Annotated in this window: 15 protein-coding genes; 11 read left to right on the top strand and 4 right to left on the bottom strand. The window is 73.4% G+C overall.

All coding sequences use genetic code 11. The features are described 5' to 3' along the window. Nucleotides 1-145 precede the first annotated feature (145 nt). Both AB0F77_RS04790 and AB0F77_RS04785 read left to right on the top strand, forming a co-directional pair. Nucleotides 146-3,088 (top strand): BTAD domain-containing putative transcriptional regulator, encoded by a 2,943-nt coding sequence (locus tag AB0F77_RS04790; RefSeq protein WP_361941429.1) that lies wholly within the window; start codon nt 146-148, stop codon nt 3,086-3,088. Nucleotides 3,089-3,339: 251 nt separating this feature from the next. Next, nucleotides 3,340-3,900, top strand: a complete 561-nt coding sequence (locus tag AB0F77_RS04785; protein WP_361941426.1) for a sigma-70 family RNA polymerase sigma factor — start codon at nt 3,340-3,342, stop codon at nt 3,898-3,900. A gap of 80 nt (nt 3,901-3,980) precedes the next feature. Here AB0F77_RS04785 and AB0F77_RS04780 read toward each other — a convergent pair whose 3' ends face one another. Next, nucleotides 3,981-5,432 (bottom strand): hypothetical protein, encoded by a 1,452-nt coding sequence (locus tag AB0F77_RS04780; RefSeq protein WP_361941423.1) that lies wholly within the window; start codon nt 5,430-5,432, stop codon nt 3,981-3,983. 203 nt (nt 5,433-5,635) lie between these two features. Between AB0F77_RS04780 and AB0F77_RS04775 the strand changes: the two genes are divergently transcribed. The 3 genes from AB0F77_RS04775 (at nt 5,636) to AB0F77_RS04765 (ending at nt 12,343) form a co-directional block, all read left to right on the top strand. Continuing rightward, nucleotides 5,636-7,501 (top strand): putative T7SS-secreted protein, encoded by a 1,866-nt coding sequence (locus AB0F77_RS04775; RefSeq protein WP_361941511.1) that lies wholly within the window; start codon nt 5,636-5,638, stop codon nt 7,499-7,501. Between the two features lie 75 nt (nt 7,502-7,576). Then, nucleotides 7,577-7,870, top strand: a complete 294-nt coding sequence (locus tag AB0F77_RS04770) for a WXG100 family type VII secretion target (protein WP_361941420.1) — start codon at nt 7,577-7,579, stop codon at nt 7,868-7,870. 69 nt (nt 7,871-7,939) lie between these two features. Beyond that, nucleotides 7,940-12,343 carry an FtsK/SpoIIIE domain-containing protein gene (locus tag AB0F77_RS04765; RefSeq protein WP_361941417.1) on the top strand — a complete coding sequence of 1,468 codons (4,404 nt, stop codon included), beginning with the start codon at nt 7,940-7,942 and terminating at the stop codon, nt 12,341-12,343. A 151-nt stretch (nt 12,344-12,494) separates the two neighbouring features. Here the strand turns inward: AB0F77_RS04765 and AB0F77_RS04760 are convergent, their stop codons facing one another. Beyond that, entirely contained in the window at nt 12,495-13,136 is a 642-nt protein-coding gene (locus tag AB0F77_RS04760) for a hypothetical protein (RefSeq protein ID WP_361941414.1), read from the bottom strand. Nucleotides 13,137-13,167: 31 nt separating this feature from the next. After that, on the bottom strand, nt 13,168-13,464 hold the full coding sequence (locus tag AB0F77_RS04755; RefSeq protein WP_361941411.1) for a hypothetical protein: 297 nt from the start codon (nt 13,462-13,464) through the stop codon (nt 13,168-13,170). A gap of 143 nt (nt 13,465-13,607) precedes the next feature. On the opposite strand from AB0F77_RS04755, the gene AB0F77_RS04750 reads away from it, so the two are divergent. Continuing rightward, the gene (locus AB0F77_RS04750) at nt 13,608-14,300 is read left to right on the top strand and encodes a hypothetical protein (protein WP_361941408.1); all 693 of its coding nucleotides are present in this window, start codon (nt 13,608-13,610) and stop codon (nt 14,298-14,300) included. 138 nt (nt 14,301-14,438) lie between these two features. Here the strand turns inward: AB0F77_RS04750 and AB0F77_RS04745 are convergent, their stop codons facing one another. Further along, nucleotides 14,439-14,957: an adenylate kinase gene (locus AB0F77_RS04745; protein WP_361941405.1), complete on the bottom strand. Its 519-nt coding sequence runs from the start codon at nt 14,955-14,957 to the stop codon at nt 14,439-14,441. A 608-nt stretch (nt 14,958-15,565) separates the two neighbouring features. Between AB0F77_RS04745 and AB0F77_RS04740 the strand changes: the two genes are divergently transcribed. Genes AB0F77_RS04740 through sbnA form a run of 5 tightly spaced genes read left to right on the top strand, consistent with a single transcriptional unit; the run spans nt 15,566 to nt 24,563 of the window. Continuing rightward, nucleotides 15,566-18,136 (top strand): Pls/PosA family non-ribosomal peptide synthetase, encoded by a 2,571-nt coding sequence (locus AB0F77_RS04740; protein ID WP_361941402.1) that lies wholly within the window; start codon nt 15,566-15,568, stop codon nt 18,134-18,136. 14 nt (nt 18,137-18,150) lie between these two features. After that, on the top strand, nt 18,151-21,411 hold the full coding sequence (locus AB0F77_RS04735) for an amino acid adenylation domain-containing protein (protein ID WP_361941399.1): 3,261 nt from the start codon (nt 18,151-18,153) through the stop codon (nt 21,409-21,411). Between the two features lie 34 nt (nt 21,412-21,445). Continuing rightward, entirely contained in the window at nt 21,446-22,447 is a 1,002-nt protein-coding gene (locus AB0F77_RS04730) for a TauD/TfdA family dioxygenase (RefSeq protein ID WP_361941396.1), read from the top strand. Then, nucleotides 22,444-23,490: a 2,3-diaminopropionate biosynthesis protein SbnB gene (gene sbnB, locus AB0F77_RS04725; protein ID WP_361941393.1), complete on the top strand. Its 1,047-nt coding sequence runs from the start codon at nt 22,444-22,446 to the stop codon at nt 23,488-23,490. The genes AB0F77_RS04730 and sbnB overlap by 4 nt, the downstream gene beginning before the upstream one ends. A gap of 38 nt (nt 23,491-23,528) precedes the next feature. Next, entirely contained in the window at nt 23,529-24,563 is a 1,035-nt protein-coding gene (sbnA, locus tag AB0F77_RS04720) for a 2,3-diaminopropionate biosynthesis protein SbnA (protein WP_361941390.1), read from the top strand.

Below are 24,563 nucleotides of genomic sequence, written 5' to 3'. Positions count from 1 at the left end.
GGACGCCCGGTGGCCGGAAGTGCGGCAAGGCCGTGCCCGTACGGAACTATGCTTCGGTCTCACGCCCTTGAGACCGGGGGCGTGACGGTTGCGCTTGTCGGCGCTTGTCGGCTTTTGCCGACGTGTTGGCAGTACAGGGGATTTTGTGCGTACGCGTTTCGCCGTGCTGGGACCGGTCCGGGCATGGCGCGGCGACACGGAACTGGCACTGGGGCCACCCAAGCAGCGAGGGCTGCTCGCCCTGCTTCTGACCCAGGCGGGGCACCCGTTCGCCGTGGACGAGATCGTCGACGCGCTGTGGGGACAGGAACCGCCCGACAGCGCCGTCAACGTCGTCCAGCGGCACATCGGGGCGTTGCGGCGCCTGCTCGAACCCGACCTCCCGGCCCGTGGCGAGTCACGGTGGCTGGTGCGCGGTTCGGGCGGCTACCGCCTGGACGTCGGCCGGGACGACCTCGACCTCCTGCGCTTCCGTGACCTGCGCGAGCGGGCCGAGCGGGCGGCGGACGGCGGCGACTCGGCCGCGGCCACCGAGCTGCTGATCGAGGCCCTCGCCCTGTGGCGCGGACCCGCGGCCTCCGGCATCCCCGCCGAGGTGCGCGCCCACCCCGTGTTCACCGCCGTCGACGGCGAACACCTCGCCGCCGTCAAACAGGCGGCCGAACTGGCCCTGGAGGCCGGGCCGGGACTCGGTGCGCGGGTCCTGGTGACGCTCCGCCGGGCCGCCGCGCAGCACCCGCTCGACGAGGCGTTGCAGGCCCGGCTGATCCTGGTGCTCGCCGCCACCGGCCACCAGGCGGAGGCCCTCGACGTCTACCGCGTCGTGCGCGGGCAGCTCGCCGACGACCTCGGCGTCCAGCCCGGCCCCGAACTCCAGGCCGCCCAGCAGCGGGTGCTCGCACAGACCCGCCCGTGGGGACCGCCCACGCCCGAGGGACGCACGGCCACCGAACCGGCCGCCGACGGCGACCGGCCGGCCGAACCGGCCGAGGCACAGCCGGAGACGGTGACCGTCCGGCCGGCCCAGCTCCCCGTCGACCTCGCCTCGTTCACCGGCCGACGCGGTGAACTCGCCCGCTTCGACGAACTGCTGCCCGACCTCGGCGACTCCGCGTCCACCGTCGTCATCACCGCCATCGGAGGCATGGCCGGCGTCGGCAAGACCACCCTCGCCGTCCACTGGGCGCACCGCGTCGCCGACCGGTTCCCCGACGGACAGCTCTACGTCAACCTGCGCGGATTCCATCCCACGGGTTCGGCCATGAGTCCCGCCGAGGCGATACGGTCCTTCCTCGACGCGTTCGGCGTCCCCGCGCACAGCATCCCCGCCGGACTCGACGCCCAGGCCGCGCTCTACCGCAGCCTGCTCGCCGACCGGCGTGTGCTCGTCGTCCTGGACAACGCCCGCGACACCGAACACGTCCGCCCGCTGCTGCCCGGCGCCCCCGGCTGCCTGGTCGTCGTCACCAGCCGCAACCAGCTCTACGGGCTCGTCGCGGGCGAGGGCGCCCACGCCGTCAAGCTCGACGTGCTCAGCGAACGCGACGCGCGGGACTTCCTCGCCCGCCGACTGGGCACCGAACGCGTCGCCCGGGAACCCGCCGCCGCCGCGGAGATCGTCGCCGCGTGCGGACGGCTCCCCCTCGCCCTGGCCGTCGTCAGCGCCCGCGCGGTCGTCAACCCGACCTTCCCGCTCGCCTCCATCGCCGAGGAACTGCGGGAGAGCGCCGACGGACTCGACGCCTTCGCCGGGGAGGCGCCGGCGGCCGACGCGAGAAGCGCGTTCTCCTGGTCGTACCACCTGTTGAGTCCCGCGGCGGCGCGGGTGTTCCGGCTGCTCGCCACCCATCCGGGACCCGAGTGCTCCCTCGACGCCGCCGCGAGCCTCACCGGGCTGAAACCCGGTCAAGTCAGACCGCTGCTCGGGGAGTTGGTGCGCGCACACCTGGTCTCCGAGAACCTGCCCGGCCGGTTCGGCTGCCACGAACTGCTGCGCGCCTACGGCTCGGAGCTCGCCCGCGCCCAGGACCCGCCCGGCGAACTCGACGCGGCCCGGCGCCGGATGCTCGACCACTATCTGCACACCGCGCACACGGTCGACAGCATCCTCGCGCCCAACCGGGAACGCATCGGCCTCGCCACCCTCACACCCGGCGTGACCCTGCCCCGGTTCACCGGCCAGTCGGCCGCGGCGGACTGGCTGGAGGCCAACCGCTCCGTGCTGCTCGCCGCGACCGAACAGGACGCGCGGCACGGGAACGGCGAGTACAGCTGGCAGTTGGCCGCCACCCTGGAGCTGTACCTCGACCGCAACGGACGCTGGCAGGAGCAGCTCGCCGTGCAGACGGCCGCGGCCGAGGCGGCCCAGCGGCTCGGCGACATCCGCGGCCAGGCCCATGCCCAGCGCGCCCTCGGGTTCGTCGGCGGACGGTTCCTGCGCTGGGACGAGGCGGACGAACACCTCGCCCGCGCCCTGGAGTTGTTCGGCGAGATCGGCGACCCGTCCGGCCAGGGCCGGGTCCACCGCTACAGTGCCTTCCTCGCCAACCGGCGCGGCCGCCACGAACGGGCCCTCGCCCACTACGCGGAGGCCGACGCGCTCTACCGCACGGCGGGCCGGCGCAGCGGCGAGGCGAGCGTCGCCAACGAGGTCGGCTGGACGTACATCCTGATGGGCAAGTACAACGACGCCCTCGACCAGTGCGGCCGTTCGCTCGCCGTCCACCAGGAGATCGGCGACCGCAACGGCGAGGCCGCGGCCTGGGACAGCCTCGGCTACGCCCATCACCATCTCCACGACCATCGCCGGGCGCTGACCTGCTACGAACACGCCCTGCGGCTGTACCGGGAGATCCGGGACCGCTATCTGGAGTCCGACACCCTGGTGCACATCGGCGACACCCACCGCGCGGCCCACGCCGGGGAACGGGCCGCCGACGCCTGGCGCCAGGCCCTCGCCATCCTGGAGGAGATCGGCCATCCGGAGGCGGAGCACGTACGCGAACGACTGAAGACCGTGGCGGAGACAGGCGTGGACACGGTCGGAACCGGGGTGGAGACCGTCGTGGAGAGCGATCCCGGTTCCTGACCAGGACGTCGTCCACCTGCGGAAACGTTCCACTTTCGACAGCGTCAGTAATCCGTCAGCGTTCCGGAAGTGGACTCTGTCTAAGCTCGGGGCGCGTCGCGTCACCAGGGCTCGCATCCCGACCGCCCTCCACGCGCGCCGCCGCGCCGGAGACCCCGGCGGCGGTGGCCGCCCCCGTCAGACCAGGGGGCGTCAACCAGGAGCCATGAACGACAGCGGCGCGTACGGCTTTCCTCGTCAGGAACTGGACCATGATCACGCCCACAGTCGCCGCCGCCCCACCGAACGCAACCGGGCCGCACCCCCTGGACACCTTGATGTCCGACCACTCCAAGGCGCTGCTCGCCTATGCGGAGAAACTGCTCAACGACCATTACATGGCCGAGGACATCGTGCAGGAGACCCTCATCCGCGCCTGGCCCCACACGGAGCGGCTCTACAGCACCCAGGGATCGGTGCGGGGATGGCTCCTCACCGTGACCCGCAACCTCATCATCGACCGGCTGCGCAGCGCCGCCTCCCGCCACGAGGCCGTCGGCGCCGACGACCGGGACGTGGCCCTGCCCGACCACGCCGAGGCCGTCCTGACCTCGGTGGAGACGACCGCGCTGCTGCGCAAGCTCTCGCACGAACACCGCGAAGTCCTCCTCCACCTCTATCTGTGCGGCCGCACCCTCCAGGAGACCGCCGAGATACTCGGCATCCCCGTCGGCACGGTCAAGTCCCGCCGCCACTACGCCCTCAACAGCCTGCGCGCCAGGTCCACCAGGAGCGAGCGGCCCACGAAGGGCGACCGTGTCCTGGTGCGCTGAGCTCCTCCGCACCCCCCGCCACGCCGCCGTCCCGGACCTCCGGGCGGCGGCGTGGCGCGTCACGGGGCGCGGAGCGTCGCTCATGCCGGGACGGTGAGCCGCAGGTCCAGCACCGGCACGTCCACATGGCCCTCGGCGTCCGTGCGCCAGCGCCAGTGGGCGCCGTCGACCTCGCCGCACACCAGGCCGGTCCAGCCCGCGCCGCCCGGCCCGCACAGCGCGGCCAACTCGGCGCTCTCCCGCTCGGTCGGAGGGCTCGTCAGCACGACCAGACCCGCGACCGGCCGGCGCGCGGCGGCCGCCCGCACGATGCCGCGTCCCGGCCGCTCCGCCGGCGCGGACGCGTCGACCCGCGCCATCTCGTTCAGCCCCGACGGCAGCGTGACCGGCAGGTCGTCCGCGCCGCGCAGCACGGTCACCGGAGTGTTCGGCCGGCTGCGCGCCACCTCGGCGAGCAGGTTCTCCACCACGTCACGGGCCACCGCCCGGTCCCCGGTGACGCTCAGGACGCCGTCCAGCCTGCTGAGGTCCACGAACACCGGCTCGCCGTCGGCGTCCGTGCCCGCCCGCACCAGGCAGGCCGACAGCACGGGCGCCTGGGACGTACGGCCGTTCTCCTCGCCCCGGTCCAGCCAGCCCACGGCCGCGGCGGGCCGGCGCCAGCGGGGGCCGGCCGTGCCGTCGTCGCCGGCCACGTTCGCCCACGGCGCCTCGACGCCCTCGGCGCCGCCCAGCCACACCGTCACCCCGGTGCCGTCCACCCGCACCGCGTGCACCGGCTTCTCCGCCCGCTGCCGGGTGGGCCCGAACTCGCCCAGGACCTCGTAGGCGCGGCGCACGGAGTCCGCGTCCGTGGCGAACCGGCGGCCCGTCGCCCGACGGGCCATCAGCCTGCGGCGCCGCCGCGCCGGGGCGCCCAGCCGGTGCACCAGCCGCAGCACCGCCGCGAAACCGGCCCGCACCTTGCGGCGGCCGACGATGCCCGCCGTGACGAGGGCCAGCAGCACCGCCCCGAGCACCGCGATCGCCGCGGGCAGCGGAATGGTGAACATGGTGGTCTGCCCGCCCGTCGTGGCGGGGGCGCTCTGGGTGCCCGCGGCCGGCGGGGCCGTGGCACCGCCCTGCTGCGAGGTGTCCACGGCCGTACGGACGTCGGGGCCCGAGGCGTCCTCGGGCAGCCGCAGGATCCAGCCCGGCCGCAGTTGGTCGCCCGGGTTGTTCAGCGCCGTGCCGTCCTGCTGCCTCTGACCCCGGTTCAGCTGGAAGATCTCGTTCGCGCGCGCCGGGTCGCCCAGCGTGGACGCCGCGACCGACTCCAGGGTGGGGGACTGCCCGCCGGTCTGCGCGGGATCGGGGACCACGAAGACCTTGACCACGTCGTCACCGGGCGCCGCCTGGGCGGCCGAGGCCGTGCCCAGCGCCACCAGACAGGCCGTCAGCACCGCCGCGAGGACGTGCAGCAGGCGCGGGACGCGGCGCGCCGCGGGGGTTCTCGGCCTGTGCTCGGGCATGGCACCCGTGCCGTTGCTCATCGTGTCCACCCATGTCGTCAGGACTTGCTTGTACCGACTACACGGGAGTGCCCGGGGAAAACGTTCGAAGATTTCGCAAGTTGCTTTGAACCATCCCCCGGCCCCCGCCCGTGTACCGAGCGACCGCAACCTGAGGCACCGCACATCGGGGGATCGTTATGGCACGTCGGCACTCGAGGCCCGAGGACTTCCAGCTCGTGGGGATGGACTCGGACCCGACGCCCGGCGACCCGGACCTGATCCAGGGTGTCATGCAACGGTACCGGGACATCGGGGACGCCGCCGAGAAGGCGTTCAACGTCCTGAAGAAGGACGGCACGATATCCCAGGGCCGCGGCTCCGCGATGGACCAGCTGAAGCAGAAGGTCGGCGAGGACCTGCCCGAGAAGCTGCGCAAGACCATGACGTCGTATCACGACGCCGCGCAGGCGTACACCGACTACATGCCGAAGCTGCGCGAGGCCCAGGACACCTTCGACCGGGCCGTCGACCAGGCGCAGTCCGCCGCGGCCCAGGCCAACCAGGCGCCCAAGGAGCTCGGCGACAACCCCACGGACGAGCAGAAGGCCGACGCCCGCAGGACTCAGGACGCCATCGACGAGGGCAAGTCGCAGCTGAACGCGGCCCGCAGCCTCGCCGAGCAGGCCAAGTCGATGCGGGAGAGCGCCCAGCGGCAGTGCGCCGACGTGCTCGACCGGGCGGCGGGGGAGGCGATCCCGGAGCGCAACATCTTCCAGAAGATCGCCGACTTCTTCAAGGACTTCCCGTTCGTCCAGATCCTGCTCGCCGCCCTCATCGCCGTCGTCGCGGTGTTCTTCCCGGTCGTCGGCGCCCTGCTCGGCGGGGCGTTGTTCGTCTTCAACCAAGTCGTGGCGAGTCAGACGGGCGGTATCAAAGCGGGCGACTTCGTCGTCGGCCTGCTCGGCATCGTCCCCGGCGGCGCGCTGCTGAAGCTCGGCGGCCGGGCGGTCGAGGCGATCGCGCCCGCCGCGGTGGCCGCCGTCAAGAGCTCGCCCCTGATCACCAAGACCACCGGCACCATCACCAAGGTCACCGAGTCGCTGAAGAACAGCAAGATCGTCGGCGGGGTCCTCGGCAACCCGGTCGGCAAGGTCGCCGTCGACGTCACCGGCAAGTTCGCCACCAACTCGGTCGTGGAGGTCGCGGCCAAGGCGGCCAACCACGACGAGATCACCGCGGCCGGCATCTTCGCGGGCGCCGCGGTCGGCTCCGTCGCCGGTGTCGCCTTCAAGGGCGGTGTCGGCAAGATCGGCAAGGCCCGCGGCAACAAGCCGGTGCAGGAGGGCCAGGGCGGGCGCTTCGGCGACACGAACGAGCCCGCGGCCGGCGACAGCATCGGCAAGCGCGCCTCCGACCAGGTCGGCGGCTTCTTCGAGGAGGGCGCCACCCTCGGCACCAAGATCGGTGTCGGAGTCGCGCAGGGCGGCGATCCCAACGAGGTCGCGGCCGGCGAGATCGCCAACTCCGCGCCCAAGCTGGGCGCCGGACCGGTCGGTGTCGCGGGCTTCGGCCGCAAGATCGACGGCATCACCGACAGCATCCCGATCAAGGGCGGCGCACGGCCCGACACCACCCCGAACGTCACCCCCTCCGTCGACCCCGCCAACACCCCGCTGCCGCCGTCGAGGCCCGGGTCCCCGACGCCCGTCGACCCCGCGGACATCCCGTTGCCGCAGTCGCCGACCGGTTCCCGTCCTTCGACGCCGGACCCGGTGAACCCGGCCGACATTCCGTTGCCGCAGTCGCCGACCGGCTCGCGTCCTTCGACGCCGGACCCGGTGAACCCGGCCGACATCCCGTTGCCGCAGTCGCCCACCGGTTCCCGTCCCTCGACGCCGAACCCCGTCAACCCCGCCGACGTGCCGCTGCCGCCCTCGCCCACCACCGGCACCGGCCCCTCGTTCGGCACACCCACCAACCCGGCGGACATTCCGCTGCCGCCGTCCCCGACCGCCTCGGACAACGGCGCGGGACGCTCCCCGCTCGCCCCCGTCAGCACCCAGGACGCGCAGTCCGGCGGCGGAGACGGCGACGCCGCCGCGCGGTAGCCGCCCGCGTCCCCCGACAGACCTCCGCCCCCGTGAGGGGCGGACAGCACCGAACAACCAGCAAGGAGTACTCCCATGCCCAACTACAGCGTCAACTCCGACGAGACCGCCAGCACGTCGCAGGCCCTGCTCAACGACTTCTCGCAGCTCCAGGACAAGCTCAACGAGGTCAAGGGCAAGATCTCGAACCTGCTCGCCAACGGCTACACCACGCCGGCCGCCCAGCAGAAGTTCTCGCCGTTCTTCGACGAGTTCGCCAAGGGCTTCGACCAGGTCAACCAGGGCCTCCAGGGCATCGGCCAGTACGTGAAGTCCGTCGGCGAGGCCTTCGACCAGACCGACAGCCAGCTCGGCGCCAACCTCGGCTGACCCCCCGGCCCGGCTCGCGCCGCGGCGCACGGTGCCACACCCACCTCCAGACGAGAAGGACGATGAGCAGTGCGATTGACCGTCAGCGTTCGTGACCCGCTGATCGAGGGGGTGTCCACCACCGTCGCCGTGGAGACCGAACCCGCCGCACCGGCGGGCCGGTTCGCCGCGGAGCTGGCCCGCGCCGTCGGGCACGCGGGGGCCGACGGGGCAGAGGCGTCGGAGCCGGTGCTCTACATCGGCTCCGCGCCGGTCGACCCGCAGACCACCCTCCAGGTGGCCGGAGTGCGGGACGGCATGGAGCTCGGACTCGGCGCTCCCGTTCCGCGGGAGCCCGAGCCCGAGGGGCGCACCGAGGTGCGTGTCGTGTCGGGACCGGGCGCGGGGACGGTGTTCCGCCTCGTCCCGGGCGACTACGACATCGGCAGCGCCCCCGCGAGCCGGATCCGCCTGGCCGAGGGTGCGCCGATGCTCGCGGCCCGGGTGCGGGTCCGGCTCGACGGAAGCGCCGAGCTCCTCATGACCGGCATGGCGCTCCTCGACGGCAAGAGCGCCCAGGACCACTCCCCGTGGCGGGAGGGCAGCCAGCTCGCCGTCGGCGACATCCTGCTGGAACTGACGTCCCGGCAGACCGCGCGGGCCCCGCTGACCGCCGCCCAGGACGGTCTCGGCCTGGAGTTCAACCGCCCGCCGCGCTTCCTGCCGCCGGCCGCCGGCGCCAAGTTCCGGCTGCCGACCCCGCCGGTCAAGCCCGACAAGCGGCCCATCCCGCTGCTGCCGATCCTGCTGCTGCCCGCGGGCAGCGCCGCCATCGCCATCTTCGTCACCCAGCGCTGGTCCTTCGTCTTCATCGCCCTGCTCTCGCCGATCGCCGCGCTGGTCACCCAGTTCGGCGGCCGCAAGCAGGCCATGCTCAAGTACCTGGAGAAGAAGGAGGAGTACGAGCAGTCGCTGGAGCGCGTCCGCGCCGACATCGACGCCGCCGTCCTCGACGAGCAGCACAACCTCCGCCTCTCCCTGCCCGACCCGGCGGCCCTGGTCCAGATGGCGGTCCAGCCCTCGGAACGCCTGTGGGAACGCCGCTGGCAGGACCCCGACTTCCTCTCCGTGCGCGTCGGCACCACCGATCTGCCCTCCTCCGTCGGCGTGGACGACCCCACCCAGGACGAGCACCGGCGCACCACCGTGCCCTGGCTCAACCAGGTACCCGTCAAGGTGGCCCTGCGCCGCGCGGGCGTCGCCGGCATCGCCGGCCCCGGCGCCACCGCGCTGGCCGGCTGGGTCGCCGCCCAGGCCGCCGCCCTGCACAGCCCCACCGACCTGCGCATCGTCGTCCTCGCCGGTACCGACGGCGAACGCGACTGGTCCTGGACCCGCTGGCTGCCGCACACCCAGGCCCAGGGCGAGGACGCCTACGCCCTCGTCGGCAGCACCACCGAGTCCCTGGCCCGGCGCATCGGCGAACTCGGCCAGATCGTCTCCGCCCGCCTCGCCGCGGGACCCGACCTCACCCGGGGCGGTGTCAACGGCTACCCCGACATCCTCGTCGTCCTGGAGCAGGCCCGCCGTGCCCGCTCCCTGCCCGGCGTGATCGCCCTGCTGCGCGACGGCCCGTCCGTCGGCGTCCACACCATCTGCATCGACCGCGAGGAGCGGCTGCTGCCCGAGGAGTGCGGCGCGGTCGTCGTCACCGAGGCCGGCGCCACCACCTCCCGGGTCCGCACCGGCGCGGGCGCCCCCCTGGAGAACGTCCGCACCGACTCGCCCGAGCCCGACTGGTACGAGACCTTCGCCCGCGCCCTCGCCCCGCTGCGCGGCGTCGGCGACAGCGACGAGAGCGCCCTGCCCGGCGCCGTGCGCCTGCTCGACCTGCTGCGGATCGAACCGCCCACCGCCGAGGCCGTCGTGGCCGGCTGGTCGCTCGGCGGCCGCAGCACCAAGGCCGTCCTCGGCGTCGGCTACGACGGCGACTTCGCCGTCGACATCGTCCGCGACGGACCGCACGCCCTGATCGCCGGCACCACCGGCTCCGGCAAGTCCGAACTGCTCCAGACCCTGGTCGCCACCCTCGCCGTCGTCAACCGGCCCGACGAGATGACCTTCGTCCTCATCGACTACAAGGGCGGCAGCGCCTTCGCCGAGTGCGCCGACCTGCCGCACACCGTCGGCCTGGTCACCGACCTCGACACCCATCTCGTCGAGCGCGCCCTCGTCTCCCTCGGCGCCGAACTGCGCCGCCGCGAGACCCAGTTGGCGCAGGCCGGGGCCAAGGACATCGAGGACTACCTCGACAAGCGCTCGCGCGGCGGCAACGTACTGCCCCCGATGCCCCGACTGCTGCTGGTCGTCGACGAGTTCGCGTCCATGGTGCGCGAACTGCCCGACTTCATCTCCGGTCTGGTCAACATCGCCCAGCGCGGCCGTTCCCTCGGCATCCACATGGTGCTCGCGACCCAGCGCCCCGGCGGCGCCGTCACCCCGGACATCCGGGCCAACACCAACCTCCGTATCGCGCTGCGCACCACGGACACCACCGAGAGCCGGGACATCATCGACGCGCCCGACTCCGGCGAGATCTCCCCGGCCAACCCCGGCCGCGCCTACGCCCGGCTCGGCCCCTCGGCCCTGCTGCCGTTCCAGTCCGGCCGCGTCGGCGGACGCCGCCCCGGCGGCCAGGTCGCGGCGGGCACCGAGATCGGCGTCCGCGCCCAGCCCGTCACCTGGCAGGACCTCGGCGGCCCGCTGCCCAGCGGCCGCTCCCGGGGCGGCTCGGGCGGCCTGGCCCAGAGCGAGGCCGTCACCGACCTCGCCGTCCTCACCGGAGCCATCGCCCAGGCGTCCCGCCTCGCCGACGTGCCCCGCCAGCCCAGCCCGTGGCTGCCGCCGCTGCCCGCGCTGCTCACCTGGACGGCGCCCGTCCTGCCCAAGCCCGCCGCCGAACGCGACGCCGCGCTGCCGCCCGTCGAGTACGGCATGGTCGACCTGCCCGCGCAGCAGACCCGCGCCCCGCTGATGTTCGACATCGACCGGGCCGGCCACCTGCACATCGTCGGCTCGCCCCGCAGCGGACGCTCGCAGACCCTGCGCACCCTGGCCGCCGCGCTCGCCCAGGCGCACGGCGCCGACGACGTCCACCTCTACGGGATCGACTGCGGCAACGGCGCCCTCAACGCGCTGGCCGCGCTGCCGCACTGCGGCGCCGTCGTCGACCGCAACCAGGTCGAACGCCTCGGCCGCCTGCTGGACCGGCTCAACACCGAACTCACCGCCCGGCAGAGCCTGCTGGGCGCCCGCGGCACCGCGGACCTGACCGAGCTGCGCCGCGGCCAGGCCCCGGGCGAGCGGATGGCGCACATCGTGCTCATGGTCGACCGGTTCGAGGTCTTCGAGCGCGAGTTCTCCTCGTACGACAACGGCAGCTACATGGAGCGCATGATCCGGCTGCTGCGCGACGGCGCGGGCGCCGGCATCCACGTCGTCCTCGCGGGCGACCGCGTCCTCGGCAGCAGCCGGTTCTCCGGCACCACCGAGGACAAGATCGTCCTGCGGCTGAACGACAAGCAGGACTACTCCAGCGTCGGCATCCCCAGCAAGTCGGCGCCCTCCGACCCGGCACCGGGCCGCGGCATCCGCACCCAGGACCTCAGCGAGGCGCAGATCGCCGTGCTCGGCGAGGACCTCTCCGGCAGCGCCCAGGCCGAGATCCTCACCACCCTCGGCCGGGACCTGACCGACCGCGAGAGCGAGGTGCCGGCCGAGCGCCGCGCCCTGCGCCTCGACGTGATCCCCGACCGGATCTCGTACGCCGACGCGCTCGCCCTGCACACCCGGCCCGGCCCGATGCGCCCGCTGGTGGCCGTCGGGGGCGACACGCTGACGTCGCTCGGGCCGGACCTCTCGGACGTGCCGACCTTCGTCATCGCCGGCCCGCCGCGCACCGGCCGCAGCACCGCGCTGCTCACCGCGGCCCGCTCGGTGCTGGCCGCCGGGGCCGGTCTCATCGTGCTGGCGCCGCGGCGCTCGCCGCTGCGCTCCTTCGAGGGCGTGCCCGGCGTCGCCGCGATGATCACCGACGCCGAGGTCCCGGTGAACGTGTTCCGGCAGGCGCTCGGCAACGTGCCCGAGGACTGCGGAGTGATCGTCGTCGACGACGCCGAGCTGTTCATGGGCGCCGAGATCGACGCCGACCTCGCGCTGCTCGCCCGCGGTGGCGCCGGCGCCGGATGGGGCGTCATCGCGGCCGGCAACGCCGAGTCGCTGTCGCTGAGCCTGGCCGGCTGGATGGGCCAGGTGAAGCGCAACCGCACCGGCATGCTGCTGTCCCCGCAGGGGCTGAGCGACGGCGAGGTCATCGGCGTCAAGCTGTCCCGGGGCCTCGTCGGCCAGGCGCCGACCCCGGGCCGGGGCCTGCTGCACCTGGGCGACGGCACGCTGCGCGCCGTACAGGTGCCGCAGGCGGAGCCGGAGTCCTGAGACCGGGGGTGCGCCCCTCTTCCCCCTTAGGGGTGCACCCCCTCGCCCGCGGGCGCCGGTGAGCGGCCGGCCCCCGCGGAAGACGAAGGGCGGCCGGGCTGTGGGGTCCCGGCCGCCCTTCGGTGCGTACGAACTCGATTCTTTTGGGGGGTCAGGCGGCGACGCCCGCGTCACCCTTCGTGCCGACCTGCGTGCCGTCGTCCGCCACGAAGCGGAACGTGCTGGTGATCGCGTCGAAGAGGTCGTACACCTCGTTCTTCAGCGGCAGGTTGGGGCTGGCCAGGGTCACCACGAGGAAGTCCTCGGTGCTGCCCGGCACCGGCATCATCGTGTGCATCGTGAGCAGCTTGACGTCGATGTCGCCGGTCAGCCGGGTGACCTCCGTGCCGGTGACCCGGGCCACCGTGCCCACGTGCGGCACGTTCACCGACGTGATGGCCCGGTCCTTGGGGGCCACGCCGTCCGCCGAGGAGACGCCGAGCCGCGCGGACAGCACCGGCAGCGTCAGCTCCTCGCCCTCGGGCGTGGTGACGGCGAAGACCATGCCGTACGCCATGAACAGGCCCTCGGTGTACATGGTGGCCGTGCCCGCCGCCAGCAGCGCCCCGTGCTTGCGGGCCGCCCGGGTCAGCTCGCGGCCCTGCCGGAACATGTCGTTGATCCGCGCCTTCTCGCGCGGGTCGTCCGTGGCGGCCAGGGCCTGGGCGCGGGTGCGGGCCAGCTCCTCGCCGCTCAGGTCGACCTGCTGCCACAGGTCCGGGATGTCCAGCAGGAAACGCCGTGCAGTACTCATCGGTCCACCGCCGCCTTGTCGCTCATCGAAATCATCCGCCGCTTCCGTCGTCGAGGTTCGACACGGCGTCCTGGTCGGTCTTCTCGAAGGAGTCCAGGATGCTGCCGATGGCGTCCCGGATCCCCACCACCTGCTTCTGCAACTGGTGCTTGCCGTCTTCCCACTTGTTCTCGAAGTTCTGGGCGGAGCCGTGGCGGGACAGCTCGGGCCCGAACGCGGCTTCGAAGTCGAACGTGTGATGTCCGATGTCGATGAAGTCGTGCACGAAGCCCAGCATCTCCTGGGCCTCCTTCAGTTCGCTTCCGGGGATGTTGACGTCCGACGCCACTTCGCCCCCCTCGTTCCAGTCCGGTACGGATGCGCTTCTGCGTGCAACACGAAAACAACCGGCCCGATCGTTCACCGCGGACGCGAGTTCGGGGAATCTCCTCCAGCATTGAACCTTTCGGGCGCGAATCTCGTGTAGCAGTCATGACCTCCCCCTTCACCGGCCTGCCGCCCCACGGCACCACCGCACGCCGGCCCGTACGACGTGCGGCCCTCGCCTCAGCACTCGCCCTGTGCAGTGTGGCGAGCCTGGCCGCCTGCGGCAAGACCATCCAGATCGGCGACAGCAACCCCGCTCCCGCCTCCTCCGCCCCGGCCTCGGCGTCCGCCCCGGCCGCCCCCTCCGCCCCGGCGGCCCAGGGCGCCGGCAACACGGCCCTCCAGCTGGTCGACTCCACGGCCCAGCAGGCCGGCCTCAGCGGCACCGGCGGCACGGTCGTCGGCGCGGCGGTGCAGGAAGCGCCGCCGAAGTGGGTGCAGCTGTCGGCGGTGACCTCCGCCCCGCTGTCCGGACCCCACCTCATCAACATCAACCAGGCCGCGCTGTACCGCTTCGACGACGACACCGCCCAGCCGTCCGCCTCCAACTGCAACGACACCTGCGCCGCCAAGTGGCCGCCGGTCACCATCCAGCAGGGCGGCAACGTCTATCTGGCGGGCGTCGACCAGAAGCTCGTCGGGGCGATCCAGCGGGCCGACGGCCAGGTGCAGCTCACCGTCGGCGGACAGCCGGTGTACCGCTTCGCCGGCGACAGCAAGCCCGGTGACCTCAACGGCCAGGGCGTGGACGGCAAGTGGTTCGCCGTCGGGGCCACGGGGGAGAAGGTCACCCAGTAGCCCGCCGGACCGGACCTGCCGCGACGGTCCGGTCCGCGAAGGGGTCCTGCCGACAGGGGAGTTCACGCTCCCCGCGGCGCGGAGGGAAGCCGCGCCGCCCGGTGGGGCCCCTTCTCGCACGCCGGCGGTGGGCACGGGTCACAGGGACACCAGCCACGCGGCCGTGTCTACCGGGCGGGTGAAGCGGTGCACGGTCAGGGGCGCGAAACGGGGATCGCCGACCAGGCCGCCGATCTCCCGCCGGCGCCCGGCGTGCTGGGACCAGGACCACCGCACCGGGTGCTCCCTGCTCAGCCAGCCCGCCCAGGTCTCCCGGTTGCCGCCGAAGATCAGCTCCCGGCGGGCGGAACGCCGCAGCGAGCGGCGCAGCACGCGCGGCATCACCACGTGCCGGGGGTAGTCCAGCCAGACCACCGTGTCGGCACGGTCCCACAGCGGCTCGCGGACGGCCGCCGGGCCGAGCGAGTCGACGATCCAGCCGGGCCCCGCAGTGACCCGGGCGACGTCCCGCGCCAGCTCCGGGTTGACGGCCCAGTCCGGGCCGGAGAAGAACAGCGCGTCCATCTCGTGGTACGGCAGCCCCAGCCGCTCGCCCAGCGCACGGGCCAGCGTCGACTTGCCCGCCCCCGTGACGCCCACCACCAGGATCCGCTCCACGGCCGCACGGTACAACGAACCCCGCCCGCCCCGGACTCCGGACCACCGCTCCTCGTCGGGCCGTCGGCCGATCGCGGGGGTGTTCACCCCGCGCGCCGGGCAAGGCCGTCCGGGCGGGGGGGCACCCTACCCGGCCGTCCGGACGGAGGGCACCGTACCCCGCCCGGCCCGCGCGCACAGGTCACCCGGAGGCACGCACCCCCGGTCCCCGGCTCCCCGACACCCGGTCCGGCCGCCCCGGCTTCCCGTCGGCGGGCGGCGGGGTGCCCTTGCGGTGCGCGGGCACCGGCCACTTCGCGCCCCGGCTCCGTCCGGGCTCCGTACGGGGCGCCCGAATGCGGCGACCGATCGGGTGACCTTTGCCCTCCTTTTAACCGCGCGGCGCCCAAGCGGAACAAGGCACGGGCGGTCACCGACTGCGCAGCGTGACCGACGAGGAGTGGCAGGCCCCCGACGGCGGTCCGAGACTGGGAACCGCGGCTCGTGATCACCGACGGGCCCGGGGCCCCGTAGCCCCCGAGGGCCCGGTCGGGCCGCTCTCGGAGCGCGAGGAGCCATGACCCGGGCCCCGAGCCGACGGCCGCAGAAGCGTTCTCCCAGGAGGTCCCATGGTGGAGAGGTCCGCCGAGATCCGTGTGTCCGGACCGGACACCGCCGTCGCCCCACCCGGCGGCGCCGGTCCCTCCGGCTCGGACACGGAGCGGAGACTCGCCGAGGTGCTGGCCGACGTCGCACGCGTCGAACACGTCTCCCCCGACAGCCACTTCTTCACCGACCTGGGCGCCAACTCCATGGTCATGGCCCAGTTCTGCGCGCGGCTGAGGAAACGCGACGACCTGCCGTCCGCGTCCATCAAGGACATCTACCGGCACCCCACCGTCCGCACCCTCGCCGCGGCACTCGCCCCCACCGCGCCCGCCCCGGACGCCCTCCGCGAACGGGAGGAGCGCACCCCCGAGCCGCCCCCGCGACCCGTGAACCGGCTCCACCACGCCCTGTGCGGCACCGCCCAGCTGCTGGCGTTCCTCGCCTACTCCTTCGCCGCCGGCGTGCTCGGCGCCCAGGGCTACGAGTGGATCGCCGCCGGCACCGGCCTCGTCGACGTCTACCTGCGCTCGGTCGCCTTCGGCGGCACCGCCTTCGTGGCCGTGTGCCTGTTCCCCGTGGCCGCCAAGTGGCTCCTCGTCGGCCGCTGGAAACCCGGGGAGTTCCCCCTGTGGGGCCCGGCCTACCTGCGCTTCTGGCTCGTCAGGACGCTGCTGCACGCCAACCCGATGGTCCTCTTCGTCGGCAATCCGCTCTACGTGCTCTACCTGCGGGCCCTCGGCGCGCACATCGGCAAGGGCGTCACGATCCTCTCCCCCCACGTCCCCGTCTGCACGGACCTGATCACCATCGGCTCCGGCACCGTCGTGCGCAAGGACTCCTACTTCCTCGGCTACCACGCCCACGCCGGACGGCTGCGCACCGGCCCGGTCACCCTCGGCCGCGACGTGTTCGTGGGGGAGAAGACCGTCCTCGACATCAACACCGCGATCGGCGACGGCGCCCAGCTCGGCCACTCCTCCTCGCTCCACCCCGGCCAGCGCGTCCCCGACGGCGAGAGCTGGCACGGCTCCCCGGCCCAGCCCGCCCACATCGACCACGTGCGCGTCCCCGCCGCCCGGTGCACCACCGCGCGCCGCGCCCGGTTCGTCCTCGCCACGCTGCTCCAGCTGTTCCTGCTCTACATCCCGCTGACCTTCGGCGGCGCCTACATGCTGTTCACCGAGGTCCCCGCCCTCGGCGACCGGCTCGACCCCGAGAAGGCCGGCCTCGCGGCCCCCGCCCTGCTCGGCGACGCCCTGCTGCTGTCCCTCGTCCTGTTCGCCGGCTTCTTCGCCGCCGGGCTCGCCCTGCTGCTGATCGTGCCCCGCGTGGTGCACCGCATCGTGCGGCCCGACCGGGTCTACCCCCTCTACGGCCTCCACTTCGCGCTGCACCAGGCCACGGCCCGCATCACCAACGCGAAGTTCTTCGCCTGGCTGTTCGGCGACAGCTCGTACATCGTGCCGTACCTGCGCGGCATCGGGTACGACCTGGGCCGGGTCGAGCAGACCGGCTCCAACTTCGGCACCGAGGTGCAGCACGCCAGCCCCACCCTGGTGTCGGTCGGCGCCGGCACGATGGTGGCCGACGGACTGTCCGTGCTCAACGCGGAGATCTCCGCCACCTCGTTCCGTGTGACCCGCACGTCCATCGGCGCCCGCAACTTCCTCGGCAACGGCATCGCCTACCCCGCGGGCGGCCGCACCGGCGACAACTGCCTGCTCGCCACCAAGGTGATGATCCCCCTCGACGGCGAGGTCCGCGAAGGCGTCGGACTGCTGGGCTCCCCGCCCTTCGAGATCCCCCGCTCCGTGGAACGCGACGCCCGCTTCGACCACCTGCGCGCCGGCGACGAACTGCGCCGCCGCCTCCGCACCAAGAACCGCTACAACCTGCGCAGCATGGCCCTGATGCTGGGCGTGCGCTGGCTGCTCACCTTCGCGCTCACGCTGTTCGCCCTCCTGACCGTCGACCTGTACGGCGCGTTCGGACACGTGGTCGTCGCCTGTTACCTGCCCCTCACCCTGGCCTTCTCCACCGGCTACTACATCCTGGTGGAACGCTGCGTCACCGCCTTCCGCCCGCTGCGCCCCCAGCTGTGCTCCATCTACGACGAGCGCTTCTGGCTGCAGGAACGGCTGTGGAAGATCCCCATCCACTACTTCGACGTGTTCAACGGCACCCCGTACAAGGCCCTCGTCTGGCGGCTGCTCGGCGTGCGCATCGGCCGCCGGGTCTTCGACGACGGCTGCCTGATGACGGAGCGGACCCTCACCACCGTCGGCGACGAGTGCGTCCTCAACGCCGGCAGCACGATCCAGTGCCACTCGCAGGAGGACGGCACCTTCAAGTCCGACGGCACCACCCTCGGTGCCTTCTGCACGCTGGGCGTCTCCGCCCATGTGCACTACGGCGTGACGCTGGGCGAGGGCGCGGTGCTGGCGCCCGACTCCTTCCTCATGAAGGGCGAGGAAGTCCCCGCGCACGCCCGCTGGGGCGGCAACCCCGCCACCGAACAGCCGTCCGGCGCCGGACCCGCGACCGTGACGGCCACGTCCCCGGTCGACGGGGCCCCGGCCGGGGTGCGTTGAGGAAGGCCATGTCGATGGGAGTACGCGTGGAAGCCGACCGCGAGTTCTGGGGCCGCGTCCTGGCCACCGGAGGGTTCACCGCGGTGCCGCGGTGGACCGAGGAGCCGGTGCCCGGGGTCGCCGAGTACGAGGCGGCCGTACCGGACGACGTGCTGCGGGCCGTGCGCGCCCTGGCCCGGGAACTGGGCCTGCCCCTGAGCGCGGCCCTGCTGGCCGCGCACGCCAAGGTGCTGGCCGCGCTCTCCGGGGAGCAGGACGTGGTCACCGGGTACGAGGCCGGAGGCAAGGGCGATCCGCTGCCCTGCCCGCTGACCGTCGCCCCCGGCACCTGGCGCTCGCTCGTGACCGCCGTCGGCCGCGTCGAGGCCGGACTGCTGGCGCACCGGGACGCCCCGCTGGCCGAGCTGCGCCGCGAACTGGGCGTGACCGGGCCGTCGTACGAGGTCGTCTTCGACCCCGCCGACACCGCGGGCGGCCTCGCCGACGACGCCGTCCTGGGCGTCGGCTGGAGCGAGAAGGGCGGACGCCCCGCCATCCGGGTGCGCCACCGCCGACAGGCGCTCGACTCCGGGTACGCCGCCCGCGTCGGCGGCTACCACCTCGCCGCCCTGCGCCTCATGGCCGCGGACGCCGACGCCGAGCACACCGCACAGAGCCTGCTGTCGGCCGACGAGGTCGGCGAACAGCTGGAGGGCCTGGCGGGTCCCCGACGCACCCTGCCCCGGGGCCGGGTGCACGAACTGTTCGAGCAGCGCGTGCGCGAGCACCCCGACACCGTCGCGGCCGTGCACGGCGACCGGCAGTGGACGTACGCCCAGCTCGACTCCCGGGCGAACCGGCTGGCCCGCGCCCTGGTGGCACGGGGCGTGGCCCGCGAGGACGTCGTCGCCGTCGTCACCGGACGCGACCTGGACTGGCTCGCCTGTGTGCTCGCCGTGTTCAAGGCGGGCGGCGTGTACCTGCCGATCGAGCCCGGCTTCCCCGCCGCACGCATCCGGACAACGTTGTCCCGTGCGGGCTGCCGGTTCGTCCTGGCCGAGTCCGGCGCAACCGGCTCCCTCGACGAGGCACTGACCGGCCTGCCCGGCACCGAACGGCTCCTGGTCGACGAGGCGTACGCCGAAGGACACGCCGACGGAGTGCTCGGCGTCGAGGTCACCGCAGACCAACTCGCCTACGTCTACTTCACGTCCGGCTCCACGGGCGAACCCAAGGGCGCCCTGTGCGAGCACGTCGGCATGCTCAACCACCTCTACGCGAAGATCGACGACCTGGGCATCACCGAGGGGGACGTCGTCGCGCAGACCGCCCCGCAGTGCTTCGACATCTCCCTGTGGCAACTGGTGTCCGCGCTGCTGGTCGGCGGGCGCACCCTGATCGTCGAACAGGACGCGATCACCGACGTCGAGCGGTTCGTGGACACCCTCGCCCGCGGCCGGGTCGCCGTCGCCCAACTCGTGCCCTCCTACCTCGACGTCGTGGTCTCCTGCCTCGAACGCCGCCCCCGCGACCTGCCCGACCTGCGCCGGGTGTCGGTGACCGGCGAGGCGCTGAAGAGGGAACTCGTCCAGCGCTGGTTCGCCGTCGGGCCCGGCGTGCCGCTGGTCAACGCCTACGGTCTGACCGAGACGTCGGACGACACCAACCACGAGGTCATGGACGCGGTCCCCGACCGCGTCCTGCTCGGCCGCGCCGTCAACAACGTGCACGTGTACGTCGTCGACGAACGGCTCTCCCTGGTGCCGCTCGGCGCCCCCGGACTGATCGCCTTCTCCGGCGTGTGCGTCGGACGCGGCTACGTCAACGACCCCGAGCGCACCCGGGAGGCGTACCGCGAGGACCCCTACCGGCCCGGCGAACGCCTCTACCTGGGCGGCGACTGGGGACGCTGGCACCCCGGCGGCAAGCTGGAGTTCCTCGGCCGGCGCGACAACCAGGTCAAGATCCGCGGCTTCCGCATCGAGATCGGCGAGATCGAGAACACCCTGCTCAAGCAGCCCGGCGTCCGCGACGGCGCCGTGGTCGTCGCCGAACACCCGGACCGCGGCAGCCACTTGATCGCCTTCTGCACCGGCGACCCCCGGCCCGCCGAGACCCTGCGCGCGGAACTCGGCGCCGCCCTGCCCGCCTACATGGTCCCCTCGGCCTTCCACTGGCTGCCCGGACTGCCGCTCACCCCCAACGGCAAGACCGACCGCAAGGCCCTCACCGCCCTGGCCGCACAGGAGGCCGCGCCGGGCGCGCCGGCCGCGACCGGGCACCGGGCCGCGGCCCTCACCCCGACCGAGCGCCGACTCGCCGCCGTCTGGGCCGGGTTGCTCGGCATCCCCGAGGAACACGTCGGCCGCGAGGACCACTTCTTCGACTCCGGCGGCACCTCCCTGTCGGCCGTCCGGCTCACCCTCGCCCTGGACCGCGCGGTCTCCCTCAAGGACATCACCCGCCACCCGGTCCTCGCCGACCTCGCCGCCCTGCTCGACGGCGCCGGCGCCCGGCGCCCCGGACTGCTCCAGCCGCTCACCGAACCCGCGGGCACCCCCGACCGCGTCCTCGTCTGCTTCCCCTGCGCGGGCGGCAACGCCGTCAACTACCGCCCCCTGGCGGACGCGTTGGAGGGCACCGGCACCGCCGTGCTCGCCGTGGAGCCGCCCGGCCACGACCCGGCCACCGGACCCGAACCGTTCGTCCCGCTGGCGGAACTGGTGGAACGTACCGTCGCCGAGATCACCGCACGCGGCCTCACCGGCGTCATGCTCTGGGGCCACTCCTCCGGAGCCGCCCCCGCCCTCGCGACGGCACGCGCGCTGGAGGAGCGCCGGGTGGACGTCCGCCGGGTCTTCCTCGCCGCCCAACTCCCCGGCACCGCCGCCGAACGGCGCGCGGCGGCCGCCGAACTGACCGCCCTCGACGACACGGAGATCGCCGCCCGGCTCACCGCGGACGGCGAGCGGCCCGAACTCGCCGGACTCGACGCACACCACGCCGCCCGCGTGGGCGCCGCCCACCGGCACGACTGCGTCGCCGCCCACCACTACCTCGCCGAGGCCCTGGACGGCCCGCCGGCCGTGCGGATCGCCGCGCCCGTCACGGTGGTCGTCGCCGCCGACGACCCCCACACCGCCGGGCACCACGACCGGCACCGCGACTGGCGGCTGTTCGCCGACCACGTCGACCTGCACGAACTCCCCGACGGCGGCCACCACTTCACCCGCACCCGACCGGCCGACGCGGCCCGCGCCGTGCTCGGCGCCGTCGCCCCCCTGCCCACCGCCTGAGCCCCCGAGCCCGCGCACCCGGAAAGGAACCGAGATGTCGTCACCCCTGGCATCGGCCCTGGAGGTCGACCTGCCGCCCGACCGGCCGCCGATCCTGCGCGTCGAGACCCCCGGCGACGCCCGCGGCTGGGCCGCCGCGCACCGCGAGGCCCTGCGCGCCCAGGTCGCCGAACACGGCGCGCTGCTGGTCCGCGGTCTCGGCCTGCGCGACCCCGGCCAGGTCGCCGCCGTCCTCGCCGCCCTCACCGACGGCCTCATGACCGAACGCGAGGCGTTCGCCACCCGCGAGAGCCACGGCCCCGGGGTGTACTCCTCCTCGGCCTGGCCGGACAACCAGCCCATGTGCATGCACCACGAGCTGAGCTACGCGCTGGACGTCCCCGGCCTCATGCTGTTCGCCTGCCTCACCGCGCCCGGCGAGGGCGGCGCGACCGCCGTCGCCGACGCCGAACAGGTCCTCGCCGCCCTGCCCACCGCCCTCACCGAGCGGTTCGAGCAGGAGGGCTGGCTGCTGACCCGCTCGTACAACGACGAGATCGGCGCGACCCTGGAGGAGTCCTTCGGCACCGACGACCGGGCCGCCGTCGACGCCTACTGCCGCGCCCACGCCATCGACGCCGAGTGGCGGCCCGACGGCTCGCTGCGCACCCGCCAGCGCCGCGGCGCCGTCGTGCGCCACCCGGTCACCGGACGGCGCTGCTGGTTCAACCAGATCGCCTTCCTCAACGAGTGGACGCTCACCCCCGAGGTGCGCGAGTACCTGGTCGACGTCTACGGCCCGGAGGGGCTGCCCTTCAACACCTTCTTCGGCGACGGCACCCCGATCGGCGAGGACGTCGTCCAGCTCCTCAACACGACGTACGAGAAGCACACGCGGCGCGAGCCCTGGCACTCCGGCGACCTGCTGCTCGTCGACAACATCCGCACCGCGCACAGCAGGGAGCCGTTCACCGGGGACCGGCGGGTGCTGGTCGGCATGGCCGAACCCCGGCGCCTGGAGGACTCCTTCCCGACCCCGGAGGCGAGCCGACGATGAGCACACCCCAGACCCGCACCGGCCGAGCCCCCGGATTCGCCGTCGTCTCCGGCGCCCAGGTGCAGCGCGCCCTGCACGGCCGCGAGAAGGAGATCGTCGAACTGGTCGAGGCGACCTACCGGTTGCACGGCGAGGGCGACTCGGTCAACCCGCCGTCGTACTTCCTGCGCTTCCCCGACCGGCCCACGGCCCGCATCATCGCGCTGCCCGCCTCCCTCGGTGGCCCGGTCGGCGTGGACGGCCTGAAGTGGATCTCCAGCTTCCCGGCCAACGTGGACAACGGCCTGCCCCGGGCGTCGGCGGTCCTCATCCTCAACGACCACGAGACCGGCTACCCCTTCGCCTGCCTGGAGAGCTCCGTCATCAGCGCGACCCGGACCGCCGCGTCCGCCGCGCTGGCCGCGGACCGGCTCAGCCGCACCCGCGCCCGGCCCACCCGCGTCGGCTTCTTCGGCACCGGACTCATCGCCCGCTACATCCACACCTTCCTCGCCGGCACCGGATGGGCCTTCGACGAGATCGGCGTGCACGACGTGTCCGCCGCCGGCGCCGACGGCTTCCAGGACTACCTGCGCCGCGCCGACGTCCCGGGCCGGGTGCGCGTCCACGCCGGCGCCGAGGAACTGATCCGCTCCAGCGACCTGGTGGTCTTCGCGACCGTCGCCGGCGAACCCCATGTCACCGACCCGGCCTGGTTCGACCACCACCCGCTGGTCCTGCACGTCTCGCTGCGCGACCTCGCGCCCGAGATCCTGCTCGGCGCGGCCAATGTCGTCGACGACGTCGACCACTGTCTCAAGGCCGCCACCTCCCCGCACCTCGCCGAACAGCTCACCGGGGGCCGCGACTTCCTCGACGGCACCCTCGACGACGTCCTCACCGGACGGCTCACCCCGCCCGCCGACCGGACCGTGATCTTCTCACCGTTCGGCCTCGGTGTGCTCGACCTCGCCGTCGGCAAGTACGTCTACGACGAGACGGCCCGGGCGGGACAGCTCCACCTGATCGACGACTTCTTCCACGACCTGCGCCGGCACGGCTGAGGCCCGTCCCCCGGCCCTGTGGCACCCAGGAGGCCACCGTGCCCGTCATCTCCGCTCCGCACGCTTTCAACGAGGGTCAGCTCTACGTCGACCTGGAACCGATCTTCGGGCGCTCGCTCTATCTCAAGTGCGAGGGCTTCAACTTCGCGGGGTCGATCAAGCTGAAGGCCGCCGTGGAGATGGTGGAGTCGGCCGAACGCGACGGGATTCTGCGACCCGACTCGATCCTCGTCGAGTCCTCGTCCGGCAACCTCGGCGTGGCCCTGAGCATCATCGCGGCCAGCAAGGGCTACCGGTTCCTGTGCGTCACGGACTCCCGCTGCAACCTGTCCACCCGGCTCCTCATGGAGGCACTGGGCAGCCAGGTGCACGTCGTCGCCGACCTCGACGCCAACGCCGGCTTCCTCGGCGCCCGGCTCGACTACGTGCGCGGGCTGTGCGAGTCCGACGACCGGTACGTCTGGCTCGGCCAGTACACCAACCCGGGCAACTGGCGGGCCCACTACCATCGGACGGCGCCGGAGATCGCCCGCCAGTTCCCGCACGTCGACGTGCTGTTCGTCGGGGCCGGCACCACCGGCACCCTGATGGGCTGCGCCCGCTACTTCCGGCAGTGGAACCGGCCGGTGCGCATCGTCGCCGTGGACAGCGAGGGCTCCGTCGCCTTCGGCGGCGAACCGGGCCGCCGGATGATCCCCGGCCTCGGCATGAGCATGCGCCCGCCGCTGCTCGACGAGTCCTACGTCGACGAGGTGATCCGCGTCGAGGAGGCCGACACCATCCGCACCTGCCACCGGCTGGCCCGGCGCGGCTTCCTCTTCGGCGGCTCCACCGGCACGGTGGTCAGCGGCGCGATGCGCTGGCTCACCGAGCACGACGCGCGCGACCTGACCGCCGTGGCCATCGCGCCCGACCTCGGCGAGCGCTACCTCGACACCATCTACCAGACCAACTGGCTCCAGGACCTGTACGGCGACCTCGTCCTCGACGCCGAGGACCCGGCGCGCGTCACGGCGGGCCCCGGCGGGGAGAAACCGGTGCCGCGTGCGTCGGGTCACCGCCGCAGGACCTGA

It is taken from the genome of Streptomyces sp. NPDC026672 (assembly GCF_040638185.1).
GTDB lineage: Bacteria > Actinomycetota > Actinomycetes > Streptomycetales > Streptomycetaceae > Streptomyces.
This window is presented reverse-complemented; position numbering and strand designations above follow the sequence as displayed.